The organism is Rhodoferax fermentans (assembly GCF_002017865.1).
Classification (GTDB): Bacteria; Pseudomonadota; Gammaproteobacteria; order Burkholderiales; family Burkholderiaceae_C; genus Rhodoferax; species Rhodoferax fermentans.
Window position 1 is genome coordinate 2,061,670 of sequence record NZ_MTJN01000002.1, and the last position, 23,775, is coordinate 2,085,444.

Sequence of the window (23,775 nt, forward strand, 5' to 3'; positions counted from 1 at the left end):
AACCATGGCCCACCCAAGACAACTCCCTTTTTTGCTGCCAGCCATCACCGCGCTGGTCAGCGTTTTTATGCTCGCGCCCATCGCCTTGTCGGTGCTGGCCGGGCTGGTCAACAACTACAGCACCGGCCTGGCCAGCGGGCTGACGCTGCGCTGGATCAGCGAGGTGCTGGACGTCTACGGCAGCACCGTGAGCGCGTCGCTGCTGCTGGCGCTGCTCAGCGTGGTCGGGTGCCTGCTGCTGGGCGTGCCTTGCGCTTACGCCCTGGCGCGCAGCAGATCACGCTGGGCACGGCTATTTGAGGAGCTGCTGACCCTGCCGGTGGCCGTGCCGGGCCTGGCCACCGCGCTGGCGCTGATCCTGGCCTACGGGCAGCTGCGCGACTTCCGCCAAAGTTTTGTCTTCATCCTGGTCGGTCACCTGGTGTTCACACTGCCGTTCATGGTGCGCACCGTGGGCGCGGCGTTCCGTCGGCATGAGTTACTGGCGCTGGAAGAGGCCGCACGTTCGCTGGGCGCCAACTTTGGCCAGCGCTTCATGGGGGTGCTGGTGCCTGCCGTGTTACCGGCCATCGTGGCAGGTAGCCTGATGGTGTTCACCTTGTCGGTGGGTGAATTTAACCTGACCTGGATGCTGCACACCCCCCTCACCCGCACCCTGCCGGTGGGTTTGGCCGACAGTTATGCGTCCATGCGCATTGAAATTGGCTCGGCCTACACGCTCGTCTTTTTATTGGTCATCCTGCCCGTGCTGTGGGGTTTGCAATGGCTTGGGCATCTCATAGAAAAACGCAATGGATAACAACTCAACTCTTAACGATGAACACAACGCATCCCTGGCCAGAAACCCGTGGAACCGGCTTTGCCGGGCCACTGGGTTTGCCCCCTGCAAGGGGGGTGGCGAAGACATGCGTACTCGGCTTTCCAAACCGAGTACGGGGCAGTGCGTAGCCTGGGGTGTGCCAATGAAACTTGAACGCACGCGCGTCGATGTGATCGACTGCGCCAAAACCTATCCAGACGGCACCCGCGGCCTGTTTTCCACCACCTTGACCATTGAGCCCGGTGAAGTGCTGGCCTTGCTCGGCCCATCGGGCTGCGGCAAAACCACCTTGTTGCGTCTGATCGCGGGGCTGGAAACGCCAGACACGGGCAGCCGCATTGTGTTTGGCGGTGAAGAGGTGACGGCGCTGCCCATTGAGCGACGCAAAATTGGCATGGTGTTCCAGAGTTATGCGCTGTTTCCGCACATGTCGGTCGAGGCCAATATCGGCTACGGTTTGCGCATCCACGGTGCCTCGGCAGACGAGCAGCGCCGTACCGTGGGTGAGTTGGTGGACATGGTTCGCCTGGGCGGGCTGGAGAAAAAACGCCCGGCCGAACTCTCCGGTGGCCAGCGCCAGCGTGTGGCCCTGGCGCGGGCGGTGGCCATGCGCCCGCGTGTTTTGCTGCTTGACGAGCCGCTGAGTGCGCTGGATGCCAAACTCAAAGAGTCACTGCGCGATGAACTCTCCGACCTGCTGCGCCGTCTGCACATCACCGCCATCCACGTCACCCACGACCAGCAGGAAGCCTTGGCGATTGCTGATCGCCTGGCCGTCATGCAGGCCGGGCGCATTGTGCAGGTGGGTGATGGCGAGACCTTGTACCGCCGCCCAGGCCATCCCTTTGTCGCGGCTTTTTTGGGCCGTGTGAACACCCTCCAGCGGGACACCCACGCGCTGGCGCGCAACCTGCTGCCACTCGGTGGTCTGATGCTGAAGTGCCCACCGGCACGGGCGGGTCAGCCTGTGTTGCTGGTGCGCCCGGAAGACATCCAGGTCGGCCCGGTGTTGGCCGACACCGGCCAGGCCGTGGTGCAGCGCCGCAGTTTTTTGGGGGACAGGGTGCAGCTCACGCTGGCGCTGGCCGATCAGGCCTTGCTGCAGGCCGAAGTGTTGCGGGACCACCCCGCCAAGGTTGGCGACACCGTGGGTATCCACATTGATGCCAACCGTTTGATGACCTGCGAAGAAAGCGTCTAACACCGTATGAGCACTCTTTTATTACAGCTCTCTGACCTGCACATTCGCGAACCCGGCCGCCTGGCTTATGGGCGGCTGGACACCGCGCCCTATTTGAGACAAGCGGTTGACAGCATCTTGCGCCTGCCGCAGCGGCCAGATGCCGTGGTGCTGACGGGTGATTTGACGGACTTTGGTCGTGCCGATGAATACACCCACTTGCGCAGTCTGCTTGGGCGACTCACCCTGCCGCTTTACCTGATGCCCGGTAACCACGACAACCGTGAGCAGCTGCGCCAGAGTTTTCCCGAACACAGCTACTTGGGCAGTACCGGTTTTGTGCAGTACAGCGTGGCCGTGGGTGATCTGCAACTGATCGCCCTCGACACACAGGTGGAAGGTGCCAGCCACGGCGGCCTGTGTGCCCAGCGCCTGCACTGGCTGGCCAACACACTCGACCAGCACCGCGACCGCCCGGTGGTGATTGCCATGCACCACCCGCCGTTTGCCACGCTGATTGGCCACATGGACGACATTGGCCTGCTGCAAGGTGCAGCCGAACTGGAAGCCCTGGTGGCGCAGCACCCAAATGTGGAGCGCATCATTTGCGGCCACCTGCACCGCAGCATTCAGGTGCGTTTTGGCGGCACACTGGCCATGACCGCACCCTCACCAGCGCACCAGGTCTGTCTGGACCTGGCGCCCAACGCGGTCTCGGCTTGGACGCTGGAGCCACCCGGCTTTGCGCTGCATGCATTGAGCGACAGTGGGCAGCTGATCAGCCACCTGGTGGCCAGCGGCCACTTTGACGGGCCGTACCCATTTCACGATGGCGGGCAACTGATCGACTGACAAGCCCACTATGTGCGCACCAACCCGTCAAAGCAGCGCACTTTTCGCCCCACGGCTCATCAGCATCAGACCACAGCCCAGCAACGCAAAACACACCACGGGCAGCACCATGCCCGGCCCACCGAAGGTTGAGATCACCAGGGCAAACAGAGGCGGTCCCAGCGTGGAGCCCAGATTGCCCATCTGTGCCACGGCCCCATTGGCGCGCGCCTGCACGGTGGGTTCATGGCTCAGGTAGGGAATCAAGGCAAAGGATGAGCCGCCCGCCAGACCCACGGTGTAGGTCAGCAACACCGCAACCGGCGCCATGCTGAGCCCCGAAATCAGACAGATACCCAAAGCCAGGCCGACCAACGCCATCGCTGTAAAAGCCCCCAGCACAAGCCGCCTTGGCGCGACCAGAGATTGCGCCAGCCAGCCCGCAGAAAAGGTCCCGCTGATAGCGGCAAAGGGCAAGATGATCGCCACCCATGTGCGATCAGCCCCGGCGTACTGGGGCACAAAAGTCAGCAAGGCAATGGCGGTGCTGGTGTAGCAAAAAAAGCACAGGCCAGGCAGGGCCGTCACCCAGTGTTGGTAGAGGCGCAGGTGCAGCATGGGCAAAGCGGCCAAGGTTGGCCAGGGCTGATCCTGTGCGGCGTCTTTCGGCAGCATGATCAGTACCAGCACAAACATCATCGCCAGCCCGGCAGCATGCACCCCAAAAAGGCCACTCAACTGAAAGTGCGCCAACACCCAGCCACCGCCCGCAGCGGTCAACGCAAACGCCACGGAAACAAAAGTGCTCCATAAACCCATGACCAGCGAATGGTGCCGCCGTGCACTTTGGCGAATGATCAGCACCGGGGCGGCCACCACCACCGCCAACTGGGAAAAGCCCTCGAACAAGCGCGTCAGCCACAACAACGGAAACGGTGGCATCAGTGCTTGCAACAAGGCAAGCACTGCACCCAGCCCCAAGCCCCATAGCAAGAGGCGTCGGTAGCCGATGGCGGGGGCACACAACCCGACGGTGACCCCCAAGATCAGGCCCACCGTGCCCACTGTCGACAAAATCCAGCCCATGGCTGTGGCCGTGGTGGCGTAAGTGGCCTGCAGGGTCTGAAAGGCAAAGGAAATTTTGGAGAACTGCATCGCTGCCAGCACGCCACATAACCACAAGGTGATGACCCTGGGCCAATGGGTGGCTGATGAGGCAGCAGGGACGGAATCGGTCTTTGTGCTGGGCATGTGCCAATGTTCGCGTTGCGTCACGGGTGCGTCAACGCATAACTTATGCGTCACTTTGCACGGTGGTGCAGAGGCGCCCGGGCAAACCATTGGCCAGCCAAACACGCTCCCAGACCATGACGCTGCGGTGGATCTGCAGGCCCACGGTCTGCGCGGTACGCACATGCACCACCACCGGTGCAGGGGCCTCCTGCTCCCACCAGCCATTCGGCCCGAGCTGCTGCTCTGCCTGGGCGATGTCCTCGGTGGCAAATTGCCAGAGCGAGGTATGCAGCAGACCGGTTTCGGGAACACCCCACACTTGCTGACGGGATGGGGACGCCGCCAGCAATCGGTGATCGACATCGGTAATCAAATGTGTGGGCAAAGCGCAATGCCGAACCAGCCGCTGCAAGGCAGCATCCTGTGCCGGTGCCAGAGCCAAGGCATGCAACAAGGCCTGAATGGTCTTCTCTGACGGCGTGATGCTGCCCTGCTCCCAGCGCGACACCGTGGCTTGGTTCACGCCCGCCATGGCGGCTACGGCTTCCTGCTTCAAGGCTTTGATGCGACGCAACCGCTTGAGCCGCTTGCCAAACGATGGCAGGGACGCAATAACTTGAATGGCATGCGACATGGCCAACCCTTTCTCAGGCTTGTTTAGCATGAGCCGCTGCCAGCCTGTGGCAAGAGCTCAGAGATCGAAGGATGCCGCCTGAGGGCTTGAACCCAACTTTGTCTCTGACTGCCGGGTTGGATGCCATCGCTTGGAGCAACCGACCCTTGCGCGCGCTGGCGGGCAGGCCAAGTGAGCAAGGTGGATGTTGCTGTCGTGTTCATGGTGGGAATGATACGTTTGCACCGGACACACCAAGCGGGAGTGTTACGGCCATCGGTTGGCACTTACCCAAGATGGCCGGTCGTAGAATGTTTGCTCGCCGTGACAAATGTTCAAACACAGCAGGCATCACGCGAACCAATCCCTCTGTCAGGCCTTGGTAGTTGACGCAGGAGAAGAATCGTGAAAGACCTCGTTTGGGACAAGATACTCAGCGTGGGGGTCACCGAGATTGATGAAGACCATCACAAGCTGATCCACATCTTCAACATCCTCAACCACGCCATTTCAGACGGCGAATCCAAGGAGTACCTGGCGGCCACCTTGGACGAGCTGGTCTACTGCACAGTCTGGCATTTCAGCCACGAAGAGCGCCTGATGCTCAAACACCGTTATCCAGAAGCGCAAGACCACAAGGCCGAACACCAGGAACTGATCCAGAGCGCCAAGGAGCTGCAACAACTGCTGCTCCAACCAGGCGTCTCTTTCGCCGAGGAACATGTGTTGTTTCTGGAGCAATGGTTAACCAAACACATCCTCACGGCGGATGGGCGCCTGGGAACGTTTTTGTCGCGGGTGATGTAGGCGTCTTGCTGCGCCGCGCCAAGACTGGTTCGGGCCCGCCGCGCTTCAGGACGAATGGCGGCCCGGCGCCGCACCGTACAGTTTGCAGGTCAGCGCAAAGGCGCGTTCTGATCGGCGACCAATTTCTGTCTCGTCGCACGGCGGCATCCGGCCCAGCGCCTGCCTCAACTGCGCCTCACCAAACAGCAAGGCGACATAAGTCTGCGCCGCATCGTCCGGCAACACGTCGGGCGCAAAGGTCTGCGTCTGAACCAGACGCGCCATCAGGGCACAGATCAGGGGGTAGATGCTGCCCCGACCGACATCATCGATGGCCTGGGCCAGCACCCCGGTTTCGGCAGCGTCGATCACAGCGGCTCGGTTCATGATGATCGCGTGTTGGTCGGTGGTGAAACGCAGCAGGGTCGGCCCAAGCTCGGCCAATGCCTGCAGCGGATCGTGGCCCTCGCGCAGACCGAGTTCAAGTTGTTCCCGAACCACGCGGCCGTTCTCTTCGATGATGCCGCGAAACAACTCCTGCTTGTTGCGATACCAGGCATACAAGGTCTGGTTGGAGGCCTGCGCGCGCTTGGCGATCAGCAGCATGCTGGTCTTGCGATAGCCCAGTTCCTTGAGCAAGTCAAAGGCTGCGGCCTCAATCTGGGCACGGCGATCGCTGCGGTCGTTCTCGTTCATGGCAGGGGTTGAACCTTTCTGGCGCTTGATTCTGCTCTCTTGACAGCCGAGTGTACACACATGTACATTCTCAACACATCACGTGTACACGTGTGTACTACTACCCATTCGGCCCCATGGTACAGACCCATACCCTGCGTACAGAAAGAGATCACCATGAACAAGTTCATCAGGATCATCGGCCTCATATCCCTGGTATTTGTTTTGTCAGGCGTCACCTACGTCGCACTGCAGTCCAGCAGGACCGAAAGCGACATTGCCACATTCGAGGCACGTGTTGCGGCCATCGGTCAGCGCAGCCCGGCGCCCACCTATGACCCGGCACGGCTTCAAAGCCTGCCCGCGCCTGTGCAGCGTTATGTCAGGTTCACGTTCAAGGGCACAGCACCGGGATATGCCGTGGTGCGCCTGTCTGCATCCGGTGAGTTCCGCCGTCCACGCACGGAGGGTTTCAACGCCACCACGGCCCAGCAAGTGATTGCCACGGGTGTGCCCGCGCTGATGTTCTCGGCCACAACGCCGGTCATACCCGGCGTCTGGGCCCGGGCCTACGATTTTTTCGCCGAGGGCGAGATGGCGATGAAGGCCAAGATCCTGTCCACACTCACCGTCGTTGACGAGAAGCAGACGCCACAGCTCAACCAGATCTCCCTGCGCCGCTGGCTGCTGGAAAGTGCGCTGTATCCGGCTGCGCTGTTGCCGGGTGGTCCGGTGACCTGGGAGGCCATTGACGATCACAGCGCCCGCGCGGTGGTGGCGTGGCACAGCTTGCGAGCGTCGATGGTTGCCCACTTTGCCGACGATGGCCAGATGACGCACATGGTCGCCGAAGCGGATGGTGACCTCTCCACGCCCTACCATGGTTCAGGCGAGCACGTGGCCCGCTCCAACTATCGGCTGATCGGCCACCAGATGATCCCCATGGCGTTCACGATCTCCCGCATGGCGGGCGGCAAGCTCTATCCCTTCTGGAAGGGCCAGGTCGACAACATCACCTTCGAGTAGCGGTGACAACTCCGGGAGCTCTTTCGCGACAGCTGCAGGTGGCGCATTGGCTTTTTTGCCACAGCCTGTTCATGTTTCCTTGATCCAGCGTTGCTAGACTCAAGCCATGACCTCGTGGTTTGAATCTGTCGACATCTACTGCGAGCGGCTGGGCCCCGGCTTCTGGGCCGAACCGGCCAACGCGCTGTCCAACCTGGCCTTTGTCGCTGCAGGTCTGTGGTTCTATGGGCAAGCGCACCGGTTGCAGTCAGACAGGTGGGTCAAGGTCTTGGCGCTGTGGGTGGTGGCCATCGGCATCGGCTCGTTTCTGTTCCATACCTTTGCCAATCACATCACCGAACTGCTTGATGTGGTGCCCATTTGGAGCTTCGTTGCCGTCTACATCGTCTTTGCCTTGCGCCGCATGTTTGGCTTCTCCTGGGTCAGGGTGCTGCGGGTGCTGGCCGTCACCCTGGTTGTGGTTGGGGTGATGGTCAATCTGTTCATGGGCAACAACGATGGAGCCTTGAACGGGTCACTGCAATACCTGCCGGCCTTGATCGCATTGGTGGTGTTCAGCGTCGCACTGAAGTCCAGTCAGAAGGACGGTGCGGGTTATGTCGTGGCTGCCACGGCCACGTTTCTGGTGTCGCTGGCATTCAGAACCCTTGACCGCGATCTGTGCCCAAGCTGGTCCCTGGGCACGCATTTTCTCTGGCATGTGTTCAACGCACTGATGCTTGCTTTCCTGCTGGCAGCGGCACTTCGGCATCGCCGCGCCGGTTTGGGTGGCTGAGGACATGGCCCCAGAATCACCCGAAAAGCTGTTCATTGCAGCGAACCGGGCAAGCCCCAACTGGCACACGCCTGATCGACCCGTTGACCGTCATGGCACGGCAATGGCTGACAGCGGAGAACCACCGCCTGTCCAAGCCCGTGCCTGCACAATAGCGCCCTATCTCGACACAAGGAAAGCACAGCATGTTCAAAGGCATTCTCATCACCAAAGGCGACGCGGGCTATTTGGCTCAGCTTCAGTCCATCGACGATTCGGTGTTGCCCGAAGGTGATGTCCAGGTGCAGGTGGCCTGGTCCACCCTCAATTACAAGGATGGCCTGGCCATCACCGGCAAGTCGCCCGTGGTGCGTCGTTTCCCAATGGTTCCGGGCATCGACTTTGCAGGCACCGTCACCCACAGCAGCCATGCTGCCTGGAAGGTCGGTGACAAGGTGGTCCTCAATGGTTGGGGTGTGGGTGAAACCCATTGTGGTGGTCTGGCCCAGGTGGCGCGGGTCAAGGGTGACTGGTTGGTGCCTTTGCCCGCCGCCTTCACCGAGCGCCAGGCCATGGCCATTGGCACCGCCGGTTACACCGCGATGCTGTGTGTGTTGGCGCTGGAGCGTCATGGCATCAAACCCGCCGATGGCGAGATTCTGGTCACCGGTGCCAACGGGGGTGTGGGCAGTGTGGCCATCGCTTTGCTGGCCAAACTGGGCTACACCGTGGTGGCATCTACCGGGCGTCTGGCGGAATCGGACTACCTCAAAACATTGGGCGCAGCCCAAGTCATGGACCGTGCTGAGCTGTCGGCGCCGGGCAAAGCCATTGGCAAGGAGCGCTGGGCCGGTGTCATCGACACCGTAGGCAGCCACACCCTGGCCAATGCCTGCGCCACCACCAAGTACAACGGCGCCGTGGCGGCCTGCGGGCTGGCCGGTGGCATGGACTTCCCGGCCACGGTGGCGCCCTTTATCTTGCGCGGTGTCACGCTCTATGGCATTGACAGCGTGATGGCGCCGCTGGCTGTGCGCCTGCAAGCCTGGGAGCGCCTGGCGCGTGACCTGGATGTGAGCAAGCTGGAAGCCATGACACGTGAGATCAGACTGGACCAGGCCATCGATGTCGCTGCTGAACTGCTGCAGGGTCAGGTGCGCGGGCGCGTGGTGGTGGATGTGGCGGGCAGCTGAGACAACTGGACGGATCGCGTTTTGCTCAAGCTCAATGGCCCGTATGAACCCACAAAAACGTCTTAGCCTCGGTTTGATCGGTCTGGCCTGCCTGCTGGCCCTGCCAGCTTTGGCACAACTGCCCCAGCGCAACCTGATTGTGGATGTGCGGCAGGTCGAAGCGGGCAGTGACGGAGGTTACTCGGTCAGCACCAAATCGCGTGAGGCGCTGATGACGGCGCAAACGGTCAGCGTGCGTAATGGCGAAAAAGCCAGCTTCCATGTGTCCAAGTCCATGCCGATGCAGTGGGTGCAATCGGTCTCGGTGCAAAGCGCTTCGATGGCGGCGCCCGGCGTGTCTGCGTCCAACACGGGTGGTGGTGTAACCAATGGTCTGGTGTGGCTGGAAGCGGGTCAGAGCCTGCAGGTGCAGCCGCATTGGCCTGGTGGCAAACAGCCGGTGCGCCTGGAGATCGACGTGCAGTCGACCAGTGTGGGCCACCGCACCGGAGCCGAGCTGCCTGACCAGAGCAAAAGCCAGCTGGTCACCACGGTGAATGCACCGCTGGGCCAATGGGTCACCGTGGCCATCAGTGGCAGTGCCTCACAAGCCGGGGTGTACAGCAGCCAGACCGCCGCCAACAGCCAGCGTCTGCTGCAGATTCGGGTGCTGGCGCCCTGAAACTAGGTTGGCACCAGGCCCAGCTCGCGTAACTGGGCTTCCAGCTCGGCCACAGAACCCCAGGGCAGGATGGGGGAGTTTTGCCGTTCGTCCGGCGGGTTGTCGGGCAAGTCGTTGGACCAGCCTCCACAACCCACCAGCGGCAGCAAAGGCCGCTTGTGTAACCAGGCCAGGCAGACTTCCGAAATCGTGCCAGCGCGCCCGCCAATCACGATGCAGGCGTCGCCAGCCAGCGCCATCAACAGGTTGCGCGCGTCCCCCATGCCACAAGGGATGACCACGGTGGCCGGCCAGTCTGGCGCAGGCATTTGGTCCGGCGGCACGATGCTGAGCACTAGCCCACCCGCGCCAATCGCCCGCTCAGCCGCCACCCGGGTCGCCGGGCTGCCACAACCGCTGACCACGGTGATGCCCAACTGCGCCAGCAGCGCCCCGGCCTGGGCCGCGAGTTCATAAGCGGCAGAGCCGGGCTCGGCGCTACCCAGCACACAGACTTGGGGACGGCGGATGGAGGGGGTCATCAACGGGATACTCATGGCAAGGCCGCAATGATGTCCGCCAGCAAACGGCTGGCTTTGGCACTGCCTTCTTGCGCCTGCTCCAAGGTGTGGGCGTGGCTCAGCTGTTCGGTGGACAGGCCAGCGCCGTAGTTGGTGATGAAGGACAGCGCCAGCACACGCAAGCCCAGGTAACGCGCCAGGATGGTCTCGGGCACGGTGCTCATGCCCACCGCGTCGGCACCCAGGCCTTGCACCAGGCGGATCTCGGCCGGGGTTTCAAACTGCGGGCCCAGCAGCCAGGCGTAGACACCTTCAAAAAGTGTAGCGCCTTGCCCTTTTGCAATAAGGGCTGCATGCTGTTTTAGCTCTGGATCATAGGCATCCACCATATTCACAAAACGCTGGTTGCCGGTGAGGCCGACCAGGGGTGAGCGTTGCGGCAAATTGATATGGTCGCTGACCAGCATCAGGCTTTGCGGTGGCATGTCCAGCCGCAGACTGCCTGCGGCGTTGGTTTGCACAAGGGTGTGGCAACCCAGCGCCTGCAGCACCTGCAGCGGCAGCGCCATGCCGTCGACTGCGCCGGTCTCATAACCGTGTTTGCGCCCGCTCATCACGGCCACCGCCTGGTTGCCAATCTTGCCCAGCCACAACATGGCGCTGTGGCCGGCCACGGTGGGCTGCGGGAAACCTTCCAGCTCGCTGTAGGGGATCTGGATGGCGTCTGTGATGTGTTCGGTGAGTCCGCCCCAGCCTGAACCCAACACCACCGCGATGCGGGGTTGTAATTGCCCGGCGCGGGCCTGAATGGTGCTCAGCGCGTTCATGCTTGGGCTCCCAGGTGATCGGGCCCAAAACCTTCTGGCAGCAACTGGACCAGGGTGTAGCTTGGGCCGGTGGTTTCGTCATTGGCGCAATAAATGGGCAGATCTGGCGCACCAAATTCACGCAATTTTTGCCTGCAGCCCCCGCAGGGCGTGGTCCAGGCGCTCTTGTGTTTGCCACCATTGCCAACCACCAGCACGGCGCGGGCGCGGGTGCTGCCCGCCAGCACCATCGCGCTCAGGGCAGAGGCTTCGGCGCAGACGCCTTCGGGGTAAGCGGCGTTTTCAACATTGCAGCCCGCGTGGATGCGGCCCAGGTCGTCCAGCACGGCAGCGCCAACGGGATAGCGGGAATACGGCGCATAGGCCTGGCGCTGGGCAGCGCGGGCGGCAGACAGCAGGGCCTGCTGCTGGGATTCGGTCAGGGTTGTTAAATGCATGGGGCTACTGTACTGAGAAAACAGCTGCAAAGCGCGCCCCCGGTGGCAGTCCGCCAGGGCGCATCACACCGGGCAAACGACTTCGATCAGGTGCGGACCGGGCTTGGCCATGGCCGCACGCAAGCTGGCCACAAAACCGTCCACATCGGTGACCCGATCCGCGGGCACACCATGGCCTTCGGACAGCTTGACCCAGTCGAGCTGGGGCTGCTCCACGTCGAGCATACGCAGGGCGTTGCGGCCAACCTGGGTCACCCCCACGTTGGCCAGTTCACCACGCAGGATCTGGTAACCCCGGTTGGCAAACACGATGGTGACCACATGCAGCTGCTCGCGCGCCATGGTCCACAGCGCCTGCAAGGTGTACATGGCCGAGCCGTCGCCCGTGAGCACAAACACCGGGCGCTGCGGGCAGGCCAGGGCCGCACCCACCGCGTTGGGCAGGCCAAAGCCGATGGCGCCGCCGGTGGTGTGTAACCAGTCGTGGGGGCGGGCCTGTTGTGTGGGTGGCATGAAAAAACGGGCCAGGGTGATGCTCTCATCCACCACGATGGCGTTCTCGGGCAACAGGTGCGCAAACGCCTGCCCGATCAGCGCCATGTCCATCGGGCCACTGGGCAAGGCGGGCAGGGCTTGCGGCCAGCAGTCATAGGGGTCGGTGGTGGTGATGCCCAGACACTCGGCCAGCGTGTTCAGGGTGTAACCCACATCCATGCCGCGGCTGCACAGGTCAAACACCGCGGTGTTGGGGGCTTCGGGCAGGCTGGGTTTGCCGGGGTAGGCAAAGAAGTTGGTGGGCCGCTGAGCCCCGGCCAGCACCATGTGCCGCACGTCTTTGAGCACCGCCGCGTTGTCATCCACGCCGTAAGCCAGTCGCTCAAAGGCCACGGCACCGGCGCCGCGACGGATGCGGGCGGCCAGGTAAGGTGCCATCAGGCGGGCACCGGTTTTTTTGACGATCTGCGCGGCCAGCACACCCAGGTCGCCATGCAGGGTGGGGCCGTCCACCATCAGGGCGGCACCCGGCAACTGCAGCGTGTGGGCAGCAGCCTGGATGCGAGCCAGGTCAGGGCGGATCAGTGGCGACGGTGGCACCGGTTCCGCAGGCCCCGTGGCCTCCTGCCAGGCGGTGTTGGCAGGCAGCACCAGGGTGGCCAGCTGGCCGTTGTGGGACCGCGCCGCCGCCATGGCCTGTGCACCGTCAGGGGCCACACTGGTCGCGTCGGGGCTGGCGCGGGTCCAATGGGCGATGCTGCGGCTCAGGCCGGGGATGTCACCCTTCAAAGGGCTCTCGTAGGCCATGTGGTGGGTAGCGTGGTCACCCACAATGGTCAACATGCCGGACCCCGCCTTGCGCGCGGTATGGAGGTTGGCAAACCCGTTGCCCAGGCCGGGTGCCAGGTGCAGCAGCGTGGCGGCGATGTTGCCGCTCATGCGGAAATAGCCGTCGGCCGCGCCGGTGGCACCACCTTCAAACAGGCAGAGCACACAACGCATGCCGGGATGTGCGTCCAGCGCCGCGACAAAGTGCATTTCAGAAGTGCCGGGATTGGCAAAACAGACGTTCACACCACCCGAGAGCAGGGTTTGGACCAGAGATTCAGCACCATTCACAGCGAGCACTCCTCTTGAAGACTTCTGCAACGATCTGCTTCAAAGTATCGCACCGTCAGCGCTCACTCAAGAGATCAAAACTAGCTCGGTTTTTGGTCGATTTCTTCTCTCAGCCACTGCTGAAACGCCAGCACCACCGGCTGGGTGGTGGCGGTTTTGGCAGACACCAGGTGGTAGGCGTAATACGAGGGCAAACTGGTGGCAAACGGGATCACCAGCCGAGCGCTGGCCACGTCGGCCTCGATCAGCTGTTTCTGGACCAGCGCCACACCCTGGCCGTCCAAAGCAGCTTCAATGGTCAGGATGGCGTTGGAAAACCGCAGGCCACGCGCCACATCCACACCGCTGACACCAGCCTTCTGCAGCCAGCTTTGCCAACTCGGCATGGAGACCACCTCGCGGGTCGAGTCGTCGTGGATCAGCACATGCCGGCTCAGGTCCTGTGGCTGCTGCAGCGCCAGCTCACCCACAGACAGGCTGGGGCGGCAGGCCACCACAAAGTCCGGGGTGAACAGGTGTTCAACCTGGTAAGCCGGGTAGCGCCCGTTACCAAACCGAATCGCCACCTCGCTGGTTTCGCTGCGTGGGTCGATCAACTGACCGGACTGGGCCAGCACCGCGTCGGGTTCATCGATGTTGCCAATCAGGCTGGTGATGCGCACCAGCACCTCGGGGTGGGCCGCAGAAAACCGGCCCAGCCGGGGAATCAGCCAGCGTGCCGCAAAGGCAGGTGGGGCCGTCACATGCAGCGCACGCTGCGCGTGGTGCTGGGTGAGTTCCACCCCGGCGGCAAACTGGTCCAGCCCGGCGCGGATCTTGGGGTACATGGCCTGCGCGTCGTCGGTCAAGGTCAGTGCGTTGGGGCCGCGCTGGAACAGTGCCACACCCAGGTAAGACTCCAGCTTCTTGATCTGCTGGCTGACCGCCGCCGGGGTGACGTTCAACTCGGCTGCGGCCTTGGCAAAGCTGAGGTGACGCACCGCTGCCTCAAAGGTGCGAAAGGTGGACAGGGCGGGGAGTCGGTAAACCACGGTGGGGGCCGAGCCGGTGGGCGGCAGGCTAAATAAAACTATGGGTGAGCATCATAAATGATAGTTTGCTGCGGTGCAGCAACAGCACTACATTCGGCCATCGTATTCGCTTACCAGCCGTTCCTTGCGTGGTGCTGACGGCTAACCCATACAACCCGTTGCCCTTGTGCTTGACCTGTTCAGACAAGGCAACTTCGCCCTTTGCCAGGAGTTCGTCATGAACGCATTTGTGAATTTGAAACCCATGCTCACCCCAGTGGTGGCTGAACGTGCCTGGCTGGCATGGCCAGAGATCCTGGAGCGCCAGCAAGCGCTGGACACCCCGACCTGGATGGCCGACTGGCTGGAGGCAGCCCATCAGCCTTTGGGCGTGTCGGCAGACGACAGCGAGGTCGACACTTGGCCAGAGACGACCGAAAACCAAGAACCCATCCAGACCCCCAACTGGCAGGCGGAGTGGCTGGACTGGATGGACAGCGGTTCTGCGGCCAAACCAGTCACCCAGGCCACAACAGCACACACGGTGTGCCCGTTCAACACGGCCAGGAACACAAGCGCAGCACCCAAAAATAACCTGCCATGGCTGCTCTCACATCCGCCAGTCACTCAACTGAACAAAGCGGCCTGAACCGCACTTGATGCCCCTCAGTGGGTGTTGTTGGAGGTGCCGGGCTTGTTGCCCCGCATCATGGTCAGCGCCAGCACGGCCGAGGCCACCATCAGCAGCAGGCTCACCGCATTGAGCACCGGCGTGGCGCCTTCACGCATGCGGCCGTACATCATCACGGTCAGTGGTGAGTCGGAGCCGACCAGCATCAGCGTGGTGTTGAAGTTCTCAAAACTCATCAAAAACGAGATCGCCGCTGAGCCGATCAGCGCCGGTTTCAGGTACGGCAGGGTGATGGTCCACAACACCGCCAGGCGCGACGCACCGAGGTTGTAGGCCGCCTCTTCCAGGGTGATGTCAAAGCGTTTCAGGCGCGCGGTGATGGTCAGCGTAGCAATCGACACGATGTACGAAAACTGCCCCAGCACCACCAGCGGCAAGCCGGGACGCAAAAACTCCAGCTCCAGGCCCCACAGGTCGTCGGCCAAATTCGCAATGCGGCTGGCAAAGGCCAGGATCGAGATGCCCAGAATCACCCCCGGAATCACCAGAGGCGCCAGCATCAGCAGGCTCAGAGCCTGTTTGCCACGAAACTGCGTGCGCTCAATCAAAAACGCGTTGGCGGTGCCGACCAACACGGACAAGATAGTGACCCAGCAGGCGACCACCACACTGGTCCACAGGCTGCCGAGCATCGCCGCGTCGGCAAACAGGCCGGTGCGCCCCGAACCGTCATGGCCGACAAACCAGTCCAGCGTGAAGCCGCGCCAGGGTGGCGCCGGGTAAGGTGCGTCGTTGAAGGCGAACACCGCTACTACCACCAGCGGCAAAAACAGAAACGCAAAAAACGCCAGGCCATACACCACGGTGCTGGCCCGCAACCACAGCGGGCGGGGCAGGGAGGCAATCACGCGGCACCTCCATCAGTTTGCAAGCCAAATTGGCCTCTAGCCCTTTTGTATAAAGGGCTGACAGCTATTGATTTGAAAGTGGCCAAGGTCATCATGAGCGTTGCATCACTTCGCCAAATTTCTGGCCACTGAGTTTCAAACCCGCCCAGACGATGGCTGTTGACAAGGCCAGCAGCAAAAAGCCAAAAGCCGCACCCTGCTCCCAGTTAAACCGCGTGATGAACTGGGTGTAGATCTGCTCGGTGAACCACTGCGAGTTTTTGCCACCCAAAAGCGTGGGCGTGAGGTAGTTGCCCAGGGTCAGCATAAACACCACGATACAACCCGCCACAATGCCGGGCGCCGCATGCGGGATGACGATCTGGCGCAGGATCGACCAGCCGTTGCCGCCCAGGTCATAAGCCGCTTCGATCAGCGAGTCGTCCAAACTCTCCAGCGCGCTGATCAGCGGGATCACCATGAACAACATCGAGGTGTAGACCAGCCCGACCAGGATGGTGGCGTCGTGGTAGAGCAGCTCCACTGGCGCTGGTGTCACACCCAGCCAGACCAGTAGCGCGGGCAACACGCCCGACTCGCGCAGCAGAATCATCCAGCCCAGCGTGCGCACGGTTTCGCTGACCCAGAACGGGATCAGGCACATCACAAATAACATCGATTTGGTGTGACCACGCACCAGCTTGGCAATCGTCCAGGCAATCGGGAAGGCCATCAAGAGTGTCAAAGCCGTGGCCACGATCGACATCAGCGCGGTGCGCATGAAGGTGTGCCAGTACAGCGGCTCTTCAAAAAAGGTGCGGAACTGCGCCAGACTCGGCTCGTAGACACGTGGTGCCACGCGGGCACGCATCGACAACATGCCCAGCTCCACATGTGGCAACACAATCAGCCCAAGCAGCCACAACAAAGCCGGGGCCAGCAAAAGCATCAGCATCAGCCGCGCGACATGGCGCGACTGCCGGGTGGGGTCAGCTGAAGACATGTTCATTGGCCGTGGTGCCTGCGGCAAAACACACGGCGCGTTGCGGATCAAAACCAAAAAACACGGTTTCACCGACTGCCAGGTCGGCAAACTCACCGGTCTGTGGCAAGGCGATGCGGAACTCGGTGTTTGACTGGACTTCGGTCAACAACACCGCCGAGTTGGCGCCATCAAACAACAAGCTGTCGACCCGGGCGTTAAAACTGGGCAAACCTGCATCCGTCAGCAGCGCAGCCTGGCGCGCCAGCCGGGCGACTTCGGGCCGCACAAAGGCCTCCACCGCGTCACCGCGGGTGATCTGGCCAATGGCGCGTGCCGGCATCATCAGGCCCTGGGCACTGGTGACCGTAACCGTGGTGCCATTCACCTCGGTGGCGCGGCCAGCCAAGCGGTTGTTAGCGCCCACAAACCCCGCCACAAACGGCGTCTGTGGTTCGTAATACAGCTGTTGCGGTGTGCCCACCTGCTCAAAACGGCCATGGTTCATCACCGCCACATGGTCAGACAACACCAGCGCCTCGGACTGGTCGTGGGTGATGTAGACAAAGGTGGTGCCAAAGGCGGCTTGGAGCTGCTTAAGCTCGATCTTCATGTGTTCGCGCAGCTTCAAATCGAGCGCGCCGAGTGGTTCGTCAAGCAACAGCAAGGTTGGCTCCAGCACCAGGCTGCGGGCAATCGCCACACGTTGCTTCTGCCCGCCCGAGAGCTGGTCGACCCGCTTGTTCTGCGCACCGGGCAGGCTCACGCGCTCCAGCATGTCACCCACACGGCGTTTGATTTCGTCTTTGGCCACACCCCGGCGCGCCAGGCCGTAACCCACGTTGTCTCCCACACTCATCATCGGGAACAGCGCCAGGTGCTGGAACACCATGTTCACCGGGCGTTTGTTGGGCGGCACACCGTTCATCGGTTTGCCGCCGATCAGGATCTCACCCGAGTCCGGGCTCAAAAAGCCGGCAATCATGCGCAACAGCGTGGTTTTGCCGCAGCCTGACGGCCCCAGGATCGAGAAGAAACTGCCACGCGCCACCGAGAAGGACAAATCGTCCACCGCACGGAAGGCCCCGTAGTGCTTGGCGACGCGGGTGGCTTGCAGGTCAGGCTGCGCAGCCGGGTTGGCGTGTAGAGGGGAAGGTGTCAAGACAGGTCCAACGCACATCCAGATCCAAATAGGACCCTGCCACACCGGGGATGTCCGGCCTGGCAGGGTGTGCGGGCGTGGCCCGCTGAGACAACTTCAGTTGGCGGCCTTGATGCGGTCGAGCACCTTGCCTTCGATGTCCTCAATGCCAGCGGGCACGGCCGGGTACCACTTGATGTTCTTGAGCGCGGCTTCGGGGAAGCTGGTCGCAAACTGGGCCTTGAGCTTGGCGTCCATCAGCTGGTCTGCACCCTTGGATGCGGTGAAGTTACCCGCCGAGCCAGCCACCTTGGCGGCGATTTCGGGGCGCATGTTGAAGTTGATCCAGGCGTAGGCCGCAGCGTCGTTCTTGCCTTTGGCGGGAATCGCAAAGGTGTCGATCCAGCCCAGGGCACCGGCTTTGGGTGCGAGAAACTGGATTTCAGGTTTTTCGTTGTTGAGCTTCCAGCCGCCTGTGTCCCACATCATGGCGCCGACAATTTCGCCAGCACGCATGCCGTTGAGCAGTTGGTCCTTGTTGTCCCAGTAGAACTTGACGTTGGGTTTGCAGGCTGTCAGGGTCTTGCCCACCTCGTCCATCAGTTCGGTGTAGGCCTTGGGGTTGCTGTACAGCGCAAACGGGTCTTTGCCCGAGGCAAAAGCAAAAGCCAGCAGGGTTGGGCGTTTCAGGCGGTAGGCCACCTTGCCCTTGAACTCGGCCTTGCACAGGTCGGTGTAGTTCTCCATCTTGGCCAGTTTGGTGTTGACCACCAGGCCGTCGGTGCCCCAGATGTGCGGCAGGCCATACACCTTGCCGGCCACCGTGGTGTTGATCTTGGTGGCATCTAACATGCTGGGGATGAACAGCTCGGTCTTGAGCTTGCTCAGGTCCATCGGCTTGTAGATGCCAAATTCGGTTTGCGGGCCGGCAATGCGGTCTTGCGATGGCTGGGCCAGGTCAAACCCGGCGCCACCGGTGGCGCGCAGCTTGGAGATCATTTCTTCGTTGTTGGACAGGGTGAGTTCGACCTTGTAGCCGGTTTCCTTCTCAAACTGGGCCACCACATCCGCGGGCGCATAGTCGGCCCAGGTCAGCAAACGCAGGGTTTTCTCCTGGGCTTGGGCCAGGCCAACACAGCCCAGCGCGATCACAGCAGCAGCAACAAACGTGTAGCGGATTTTCATGGATGAGTCCTTTGGGTTGATAGGTGAAACTCAGGCCAGGTGGCATGCACATCCTGTGCCAGCACGCCAGAATACGACACTTTAATGACATTTTGGTGTCCGCGCGAGGTCATTCTCGCCCCTGCACCAGATAGGGTGGCGCTGTCAAAAAATCTTGCTATCGTTGCGCCCGGGCAGGCCGGGTGGCGCTGCTGTTTCAAGGAGTGAAAAATGGCGATGGATGTGGTGGACTACGAGATTTTTGGCAACGAAATGCAGTACGTCGAGGTGGAACTCGACCCCGGTGAGGCGGCCGTGGGTGAGGCCGGTGTCATGATGTACATGCAGGCCGGTATCCAGATGGACACCGTGTTTGGCGACGGTGCCCAGCAAGGTGGCCTGTTTGGCAAGCTGATGGGCGCTGGCAAGCGCCTGCTGACCGGTGAGAGCCTGTTCACCACCGTGTTCCAGAACACCGCCTCCAGCAAACAGCGCGTGGCCTTTGCCGCACCCTACCCCGGCAAGATTGTGCCGATCGACTTAAGTGCACTGGGTGGCACGCTGCTGTGCCAGAAAGATTCGTTTTTGTGCGCTGCCAAGGGGGTGTCCCTGGGTATTGCCTTCCAGCAGAAGCTGGGCGTGGGCCTGTTTGGCGGTGAAGGCTTCATCATGCAAAAGCTCGACGGCGACGGCATGGCCTTCATCCACGCCGGTGGCACGCTGATGGAGCGCACCCTGGCCCCAGGCGAAACCCTGCGCGTGGACACCGGCTGTGTGGTGGCGTATCAGCCGTCGGTGGACTTTGACATCCAGTACGTGGGCAAGATCAAATCGGCGCTGTTTGGCGGCGAAGGCCTGTTTTTTGCCACCTTGCGCGGCCCGGGCAAGATCTGGCTGCAGTCGCTGCCGCTCTCAAGGCTGGCCAACCGCATCATCGCCTCGGCACCGGCTGCGGGTGGGCGCTCGTCAGAGCAGGGTTCGGTGCTCGGGGGTGCGGCCCTGGGTGGCACCTTGCTGGGTGGTGGCCTGCTTGGCGGCCTGCTGGGTGGCGAGGACGAATAAACGCCAAGGTTTCAAAGCATTTTTGGCCTCTAGCCCTTTTACACAAAGGGCTGGTAGCTATTTAACCAGGAGCATCTATGCCAGTGATTGTTGTGGCCAACCCCAAGGGAGGCGTGGGCAAATCCACACTCTCAACCCAGATCGCGGGCTACTTCGCCTCACGTGGCCAGTCGGTCATGCTGGGCGACGCCGACCGGCAGTTGTCGAGCAAACTCTGGCTGTCCTTGCGACCCGACAGCGCCCGGCCCATCACCAGCTGGGAGGTGGACCGCGACGACATCGCCAAACCGCCCAAAGGCACAACCCATGTGGTGCTGGACACCCCGGCCGGGCTGCATGGCAAACGCCTCAAGGACGTTCTGAAACTCGCACACAAGGTGGTGGTGCCATTACAAGCCAGCGTGTTCGACATCTTTGCCACCAAGGACTTCCTGGACGAACTGGCGCAAAGCAGCAAGGCCGCCAAAACCCAGATCGGCATCGTGGGCATGCGGGTGGACGAGCGCACCCGCGCCGCCGAACAATTGCGCACTTTTGTCGAATCGACCGGCCTGCCGGTGCTGGGTTATGTGCGCAACACCCAGAACTACGTCCAACTCGCCGCCCGTGGCCTGACCGTGTTTGACCTGGCGCCCGAGCGTGTGGCACGCGATCTGGCGCAGTGGCAGCCGATTTGTGAGTGGCTGGATCAGTAGTTGTCGGGTGGGTTGCAGCGGTCAGCCAGCGCCACGACCATTTTGTTCATGGTCCATCCAGTCTGAGAAAGCTTGCTTGTCCCGACCGTTGGGTGGTTTCAAGGCAGCGCAAGCCGACGTTCGAGGTAAGCTCCCAATTCTGGCGGCAGCCAGTAAAGGTGGATCGAGTACATGGATGCCGCAGAGAAGTCGCGCGGAGTGATACCGAGTAACCTCATTGGAGTGCCATGACCAGTCTCATTTATCACAACCCCTCCAATTTGCCTGGGCAATTCTCCCCTTTTGATGAGGCGGTTTTGCAAGTTTGCAGATCCGGCGCCATTGGAATTGTCAGCCCCTATATCGGCGTTGACTATCTTCTAAGGATTATTGGCGCAAGCGAATCCTGGCGATTGGTGTCGGACGTTGAAGCCTGGCTGTCTTCTCTTTCCATCCGGGCACGACCCAAGGCGTGGCAATTCATTCGAGAAAATCTAGATCGAATTCATCATTGCTCGGCAATTCATGCCAAGGCCGTAATCGGAACGAAAGAGGCAATGTTGGGGTCGGCTAACTTGACCATCACAGGAATGCTGAACCGGACGGAAATGGGCATCCTGATTGATGACATCGACATGGTTGCAGAGTTGAGTGCGTGGTTTAACAGTCTTTGGCAACAAACACTGCCCCCCATTGCAGACGAGGCAAGCGCTTTTATCCAGTGGCTGGACGAAGACGCAAGACGCTCGCCCATGCACCGTGATAAGTTTTCTCTATCTGCTTCTGGCACCAGAATTCGAGCGCGTCTTGCCGAGATTCCTGTGCAAGCGACGCAGGAGGCCAAAGTTGAGGCTATCCATCTTGAAGCTGTCGCTCAAGTTCTTGTCATACAGGATCGCAGGCACTACGAGTCTTTGGGGGGGGCGGTGGAGGCAGGAATCGATGAAATGGCGGGCGATGGATTCACCTTGCGCCAGATGGTTAATCGAGTTCACCAATCGTTTCCGGAAGCGACCATACGCGAGACCTATTTCGCTGTTCTGGGGCACTGCGCCAACCATGTTCGTTCGGTGTTCTCGGAAAACACCCGAAACAGGCTGATATTGGTAGATGGCTTGTTCCTTCAGTCGACGAAGGAGTCGGTTCTCCCGGCTCTTGAGGTCTTCGACACTTTTCTCGCTTACCTGGTACGCCATTTCGACTTCGTTCAAACTCGAGACCTACCGGACGAAGAGCAAATCCAAGTGACCACCGGCGTTCGCGGTCTAGATCAAATAATCTTGGTTTCAGAGTTGCTTGATTGCGGATTTCTTGAACTGGAGGATATTGCTGGCCGCCAGCCGCAATACAACCTGTCCGAGAGTTTCGAGTGGAGTGACCGCTACACGTTATTCGCACGGGCTCAACACGCCTGGAAAATCAAGAAAGACAGAGAACCGCTCGCTGACAAATCTAAGCATTGGAATTCGCGTGATGTGAATCAGAGCTTTGGCGCTTCCCGCGATTCATTCCATCGTGCTGAGGGAGGTTCGCTTTCGGAATTCTTGCGGGCAGAGAGTGCGAAGGAAGCTGTTGCTGAGCGTGCACGCAAGGAACAACGCGCGATTGATCGCCAGCTTCGCCATGATGGGGTTGACAAAATTCTCGCGCATCTTCTTTCCACATTGCTGTCTGGACAGAGGCTGTCGGCAACAAAGGCCACAATCGACGATTTGGCCGCCGCTCTGGGAGTGAAATCCAAATGGGTGCAGCAGGTTCTTCGTGGGGAAGAGTTGGACATACCAAAAATTGTCGTGATCTCCAATGGGGCGATTTCAATAAACCCAGCCCTTGACTGGAAGGATCTCTCGAACTTCACGCTGGCGCAACGCTTTTGCAAGACTGCCCTTGGTCTGAATTGATTGTTCGATTAGTTCAATTTGAGGTTGACGGTCTGAATTTAGGACGACTGTGTACTTGGGAACTACAGTTGCCGGCGCTGGTACCGACTTACAGTCCATGCGCTCTCGCGGACGAAGCCGCGTTTGGGACGTTTCTTAGCTATCTCTCGTCACTGTAACAAGGTCGCAGCCTAGGTTGAGTTCTACGCTAAGAAATATTCGGTCGCGCCTCGGCGTGACGCCCAACAGTGCAGTCAACCGCTACGCCATTGCGAGTAACTGCAATTAGTAATTTCTGCTGCCGCTTCCAGCCTGTAACGGGCACCCAATTGACAGCATGACCGAACATTGGGCACGCTCTTCCAATTTGTCTTTCATTTGGGCAACTATTCACCGTGGGACACGCCCGAATTCTGTGCCAACATCTTCCAGGTCAGTCCGAGCGGCACATCGGTCTTGAACGATACCAACTTTCTGGACAGCCTTGCCATCTCAACACCTTTGCGCAGATTGGCGCCAACTTGGCCTGTGACTTTGTCGGCATTTGAGATCACCCGCTCCAGATGGCCATTGATGCGAAGCAGTTCTGCGGCGGTCTTGGCACCGACCTTGCTCACACCCGGCACACCGTCCACAGCATCACCCATCAGGGCCAGCAGATCGCCCATCTGGGATGGCTTGACACCAAACTTCTCAATCACATAAGCCTGGTCACGCCAAATGCCCTTGAAGTGATCGTAGATACAGACTTGGTCACTGAGCAGCTGCAAGAAGTCCTTGTCGGTCGACAAAATGGTGACCTGGTCCGGGCTGGCCAGACACCATTTCTCCACCAAGGTGGCAATGGCATCGTCCGCTTCGATACCCTCAATGGCAATCCAGTGCAAACCCAGGTGCTGGAGTTCCTGTTTGATGGTCTGCAAGCCCTCTCGCAGCAGAGACGGCATGGGTTTCCTGTTGGCTTGGTAGGGTGCATAGAGTTCATGCTTCCAGGTCCGACCGCCATGGTCAAACACCGCCACAGCATGGCTTGGCCGGTGCGTCTTGAGGGCGCGCTTGAATGAGGCCAGGCTGGAGGTGATGGTGTCCGCCACCTTGACCTCACTGTCCTCACCGGGAACAGCCTCGTGGATGCGCCGGATGATGTTCAACGCATCAATGATCAGAAGCGGCATCTTGTGTGCAAGCTTTTTG

25 protein-coding genes are annotated in these 23,775 nt (G+C 60.9%); 12 read left to right on the plus strand and 13 right to left on the minus strand.

Going from position 1 to position 23,775, the window contains the following annotated elements:
• Positions 1 to 4: 4 nt before the first annotated feature.
• The 3 genes from RF819_RS09800 to RF819_RS09810 all read left to right on the plus strand — a co-directional run bounded on the left by RF819_RS09800 (position 5) and on the right by RF819_RS09810 (position 2,852).
• The gene (locus RF819_RS09800; RefSeq protein WP_078366879.1) at positions 5 to 799 is read left to right on the plus strand and encodes an ABC transporter permease; all 795 of its coding nucleotides are present in this window, start codon (positions 5 to 7) and stop codon (positions 797 to 799) included.
• Between the two features lie 163 nt (positions 800 to 962).
• Positions 963 to 2,021 carry an ABC transporter ATP-binding protein gene (locus tag RF819_RS09805; protein WP_078364814.1) on the plus strand — a complete coding sequence of 353 codons (1,059 nt, stop codon included), beginning with the start codon at positions 963 to 965 and terminating at the stop codon, positions 2,019 to 2,021.
• A gap of 6 nt (positions 2,022 to 2,027) precedes the next feature.
• On the plus strand, positions 2,028 to 2,852 hold the full coding sequence (locus RF819_RS09810; protein ID WP_078364815.1) for a phosphodiesterase: 825 nt from the start codon (positions 2,028 to 2,030) through the stop codon (positions 2,850 to 2,852).
• A gap of 27 nt (positions 2,853 to 2,879) precedes the next feature.
• Here the strand turns inward: RF819_RS09810 and RF819_RS09815 are convergent, their stop codons facing one another.
• Positions 2,880 to 4,082, minus strand: coding sequence for an MFS transporter (locus RF819_RS09815; RefSeq protein WP_158081254.1), 1,203 nt, complete (start codon positions 4,080 to 4,082; stop codon positions 2,880 to 2,882).
• Positions 4,083 to 4,125: 43 nt separating this feature from the next.
• On the minus strand, positions 4,126 to 4,698 hold the full coding sequence (locus RF819_RS09820) for a helix-turn-helix domain-containing protein (protein ID WP_158081255.1): 573 nt from the start codon (positions 4,696 to 4,698) through the stop codon (positions 4,126 to 4,128).
• 384 nt (positions 4,699 to 5,082) lie between these two features.
• Here RF819_RS09820 and RF819_RS09825 point away from each other — a divergent pair, with 384 nt between their 5' ends.
• Entirely contained in the window at positions 5,083 to 5,484 is a 402-nt protein-coding gene (locus RF819_RS09825) for a bacteriohemerythrin (protein ID WP_158081256.1), read from the plus strand.
• 45 nt (positions 5,485 to 5,529) lie between these two features.
• Here the strand turns inward: RF819_RS09825 and RF819_RS09830 are convergent, their stop codons facing one another.
• The gene (locus RF819_RS09830) at positions 5,530 to 6,159 is read right to left on the minus strand and encodes a TetR/AcrR family transcriptional regulator (RefSeq protein ID WP_078364819.1); all 630 of its coding nucleotides are present in this window, start codon (positions 6,157 to 6,159) and stop codon (positions 5,530 to 5,532) included.
• Between the two features lie 156 nt (positions 6,160 to 6,315).
• On the opposite strand from RF819_RS09830, the gene RF819_RS09835 reads away from it, so the two are divergent.
• The 4 genes from RF819_RS09835 to RF819_RS09850 all read left to right on the plus strand — a co-directional run bounded on the left by RF819_RS09835 (position 6,316) and on the right by RF819_RS09850 (position 9,772).
• Positions 6,316 to 7,164, plus strand: coding sequence for a DUF6920 family protein (locus RF819_RS09835; RefSeq protein ID WP_078364820.1), 849 nt, complete (start codon positions 6,316 to 6,318; stop codon positions 7,162 to 7,164).
• A 106-nt stretch (positions 7,165 to 7,270) separates the two neighbouring features.
• A complete protein-coding gene (locus RF819_RS09840; RefSeq protein ID WP_078364821.1) occupies positions 7,271 to 7,939 on the plus strand; it encodes a ceramidase domain-containing protein in 669 nt (222 codons plus the stop codon).
• 185 nt (positions 7,940 to 8,124) lie between these two features.
• Positions 8,125 to 9,111, plus strand: a complete 987-nt coding sequence (acuI, locus tag RF819_RS09845) for an acrylyl-CoA reductase (NADPH) (protein WP_078364822.1) — start codon at positions 8,125 to 8,127, stop codon at positions 9,109 to 9,111.
• Between the two features lie 43 nt (positions 9,112 to 9,154).
• Entirely contained in the window at positions 9,155 to 9,772 is a 618-nt protein-coding gene (locus RF819_RS09850; RefSeq protein ID WP_158081257.1) for a hypothetical protein, read from the plus strand.
• 2 nt (positions 9,773 to 9,774) lie between these two features.
• Here RF819_RS09850 and RF819_RS09855 read toward each other — a convergent pair whose 3' ends face one another.
• The 5 genes from RF819_RS09855 to RF819_RS09875 all read right to left on the minus strand — a co-directional run bounded on the left by RF819_RS09855 (position 9,775) and on the right by RF819_RS09875 (position 14,181).
• Positions 9,775 to 10,308: an SLOG cluster 4 domain-containing protein gene (locus tag RF819_RS09855; protein ID WP_242473028.1), complete on the minus strand. Its 534-nt coding sequence runs from the start codon at positions 10,306 to 10,308 to the stop codon at positions 9,775 to 9,777.
• Positions 10,305 to 11,099 (minus strand): purine-nucleoside phosphorylase, encoded by a 795-nt coding sequence (locus RF819_RS09860; protein ID WP_078364824.1) that lies wholly within the window; start codon positions 11,097 to 11,099, stop codon positions 10,305 to 10,307. Before RF819_RS09860 ends, RF819_RS09855 begins: the two co-directional genes overlap by 4 nt.
• Positions 11,096 to 11,536 carry a cytidine deaminase gene (gene cdd, locus RF819_RS09865; protein WP_078364825.1) on the minus strand — a complete coding sequence of 147 codons (441 nt, stop codon included), beginning with the start codon at positions 11,534 to 11,536 and terminating at the stop codon, positions 11,096 to 11,098. Before cdd ends, RF819_RS09860 begins: the two co-directional genes overlap by 4 nt.
• Positions 11,537 to 11,599: 63 nt before the next feature.
• Positions 11,600 to 13,150 (minus strand): acetolactate synthase large subunit, encoded by a 1,551-nt coding sequence (locus tag RF819_RS09870; RefSeq protein ID WP_078366881.1) that lies wholly within the window; start codon positions 13,148 to 13,150, stop codon positions 11,600 to 11,602.
• An 80-nt stretch (positions 13,151 to 13,230) separates the two neighbouring features.
• Positions 13,231 to 14,181: a LysR substrate-binding domain-containing protein gene (locus RF819_RS09875; protein WP_078364826.1), complete on the minus strand. Its 951-nt coding sequence runs from the start codon at positions 14,179 to 14,181 to the stop codon at positions 13,231 to 13,233.
• A gap of 217 nt (positions 14,182 to 14,398) precedes the next feature.
• On the opposite strand from RF819_RS09875, the gene RF819_RS09880 reads away from it, so the two are divergent.
• Positions 14,399 to 14,809 (plus strand): hypothetical protein, encoded by a 411-nt coding sequence (locus RF819_RS09880; protein WP_078364827.1) that lies wholly within the window; start codon positions 14,399 to 14,401, stop codon positions 14,807 to 14,809.
• Between the two features lie 17 nt (positions 14,810 to 14,826).
• On the opposite strand, the gene RF819_RS09885 is transcribed toward RF819_RS09880, so the two are convergent.
• The 4 genes from RF819_RS09885 to RF819_RS09900 all read right to left on the minus strand — a co-directional run bounded on the left by RF819_RS09885 (position 14,827) and on the right by RF819_RS09900 (position 18,986).
• Positions 14,827 to 15,699 (minus strand): ABC transporter permease, encoded by an 873-nt coding sequence (locus tag RF819_RS09885; RefSeq protein ID WP_078364828.1) that lies wholly within the window; start codon positions 15,697 to 15,699, stop codon positions 14,827 to 14,829.
• Between the two features lie 91 nt (positions 15,700 to 15,790).
• Positions 15,791 to 16,687, minus strand: coding sequence for an ABC transporter permease (locus RF819_RS09890; protein ID WP_078364829.1), 897 nt, complete (start codon positions 16,685 to 16,687; stop codon positions 15,791 to 15,793).
• On the minus strand, positions 16,668 to 17,822 hold the full coding sequence (locus RF819_RS09895) for an ABC transporter ATP-binding protein (RefSeq protein WP_338109567.1): 1,155 nt from the start codon (positions 17,820 to 17,822) through the stop codon (positions 16,668 to 16,670). Before RF819_RS09895 ends, RF819_RS09890 begins: the two co-directional genes overlap by 20 nt.
• Positions 17,823 to 17,918: 96 nt before the next feature.
• Positions 17,919 to 18,986 carry an extracellular solute-binding protein gene (locus RF819_RS09900; RefSeq protein ID WP_078364831.1) on the minus strand — a complete coding sequence of 356 codons (1,068 nt, stop codon included), beginning with the start codon at positions 18,984 to 18,986 and terminating at the stop codon, positions 17,919 to 17,921.
• Positions 18,987 to 19,196: 210 nt separating this feature from the next.
• On the opposite strand from RF819_RS09900, the gene RF819_RS09905 reads away from it, so the two are divergent.
• From RF819_RS09905 to RF819_RS09915, 3 genes are all read left to right on the plus strand, one after another.
• Positions 19,197 to 20,027, plus strand: coding sequence for a TIGR00266 family protein (locus tag RF819_RS09905; RefSeq protein ID WP_078364832.1), 831 nt, complete (start codon positions 19,197 to 19,199; stop codon positions 20,025 to 20,027).
• Between the two features lie 77 nt (positions 20,028 to 20,104).
• A complete protein-coding gene (locus tag RF819_RS09910; protein ID WP_078364833.1) occupies positions 20,105 to 20,722 on the plus strand; it encodes a ParA family protein in 618 nt (205 codons plus the stop codon).
• 227 nt (positions 20,723 to 20,949) lie between these two features.
• Entirely contained in the window at positions 20,950 to 22,602 is a 1,653-nt protein-coding gene (locus RF819_RS09915) for a phospholipase D-like domain-containing protein (RefSeq protein WP_078364834.1), read from the plus strand.
• 365 nt (positions 22,603 to 22,967) lie between these two features.
• Here the strand turns inward: RF819_RS09915 and RF819_RS09920 are convergent, their stop codons facing one another.
• Entirely contained in the window at positions 22,968 to 23,756 is a 789-nt protein-coding gene (locus tag RF819_RS09920; RefSeq protein ID WP_078364835.1) for a 5'-3' exonuclease, read from the minus strand.
• Positions 23,757 to 23,775 lie beyond the last annotated feature (19 nt).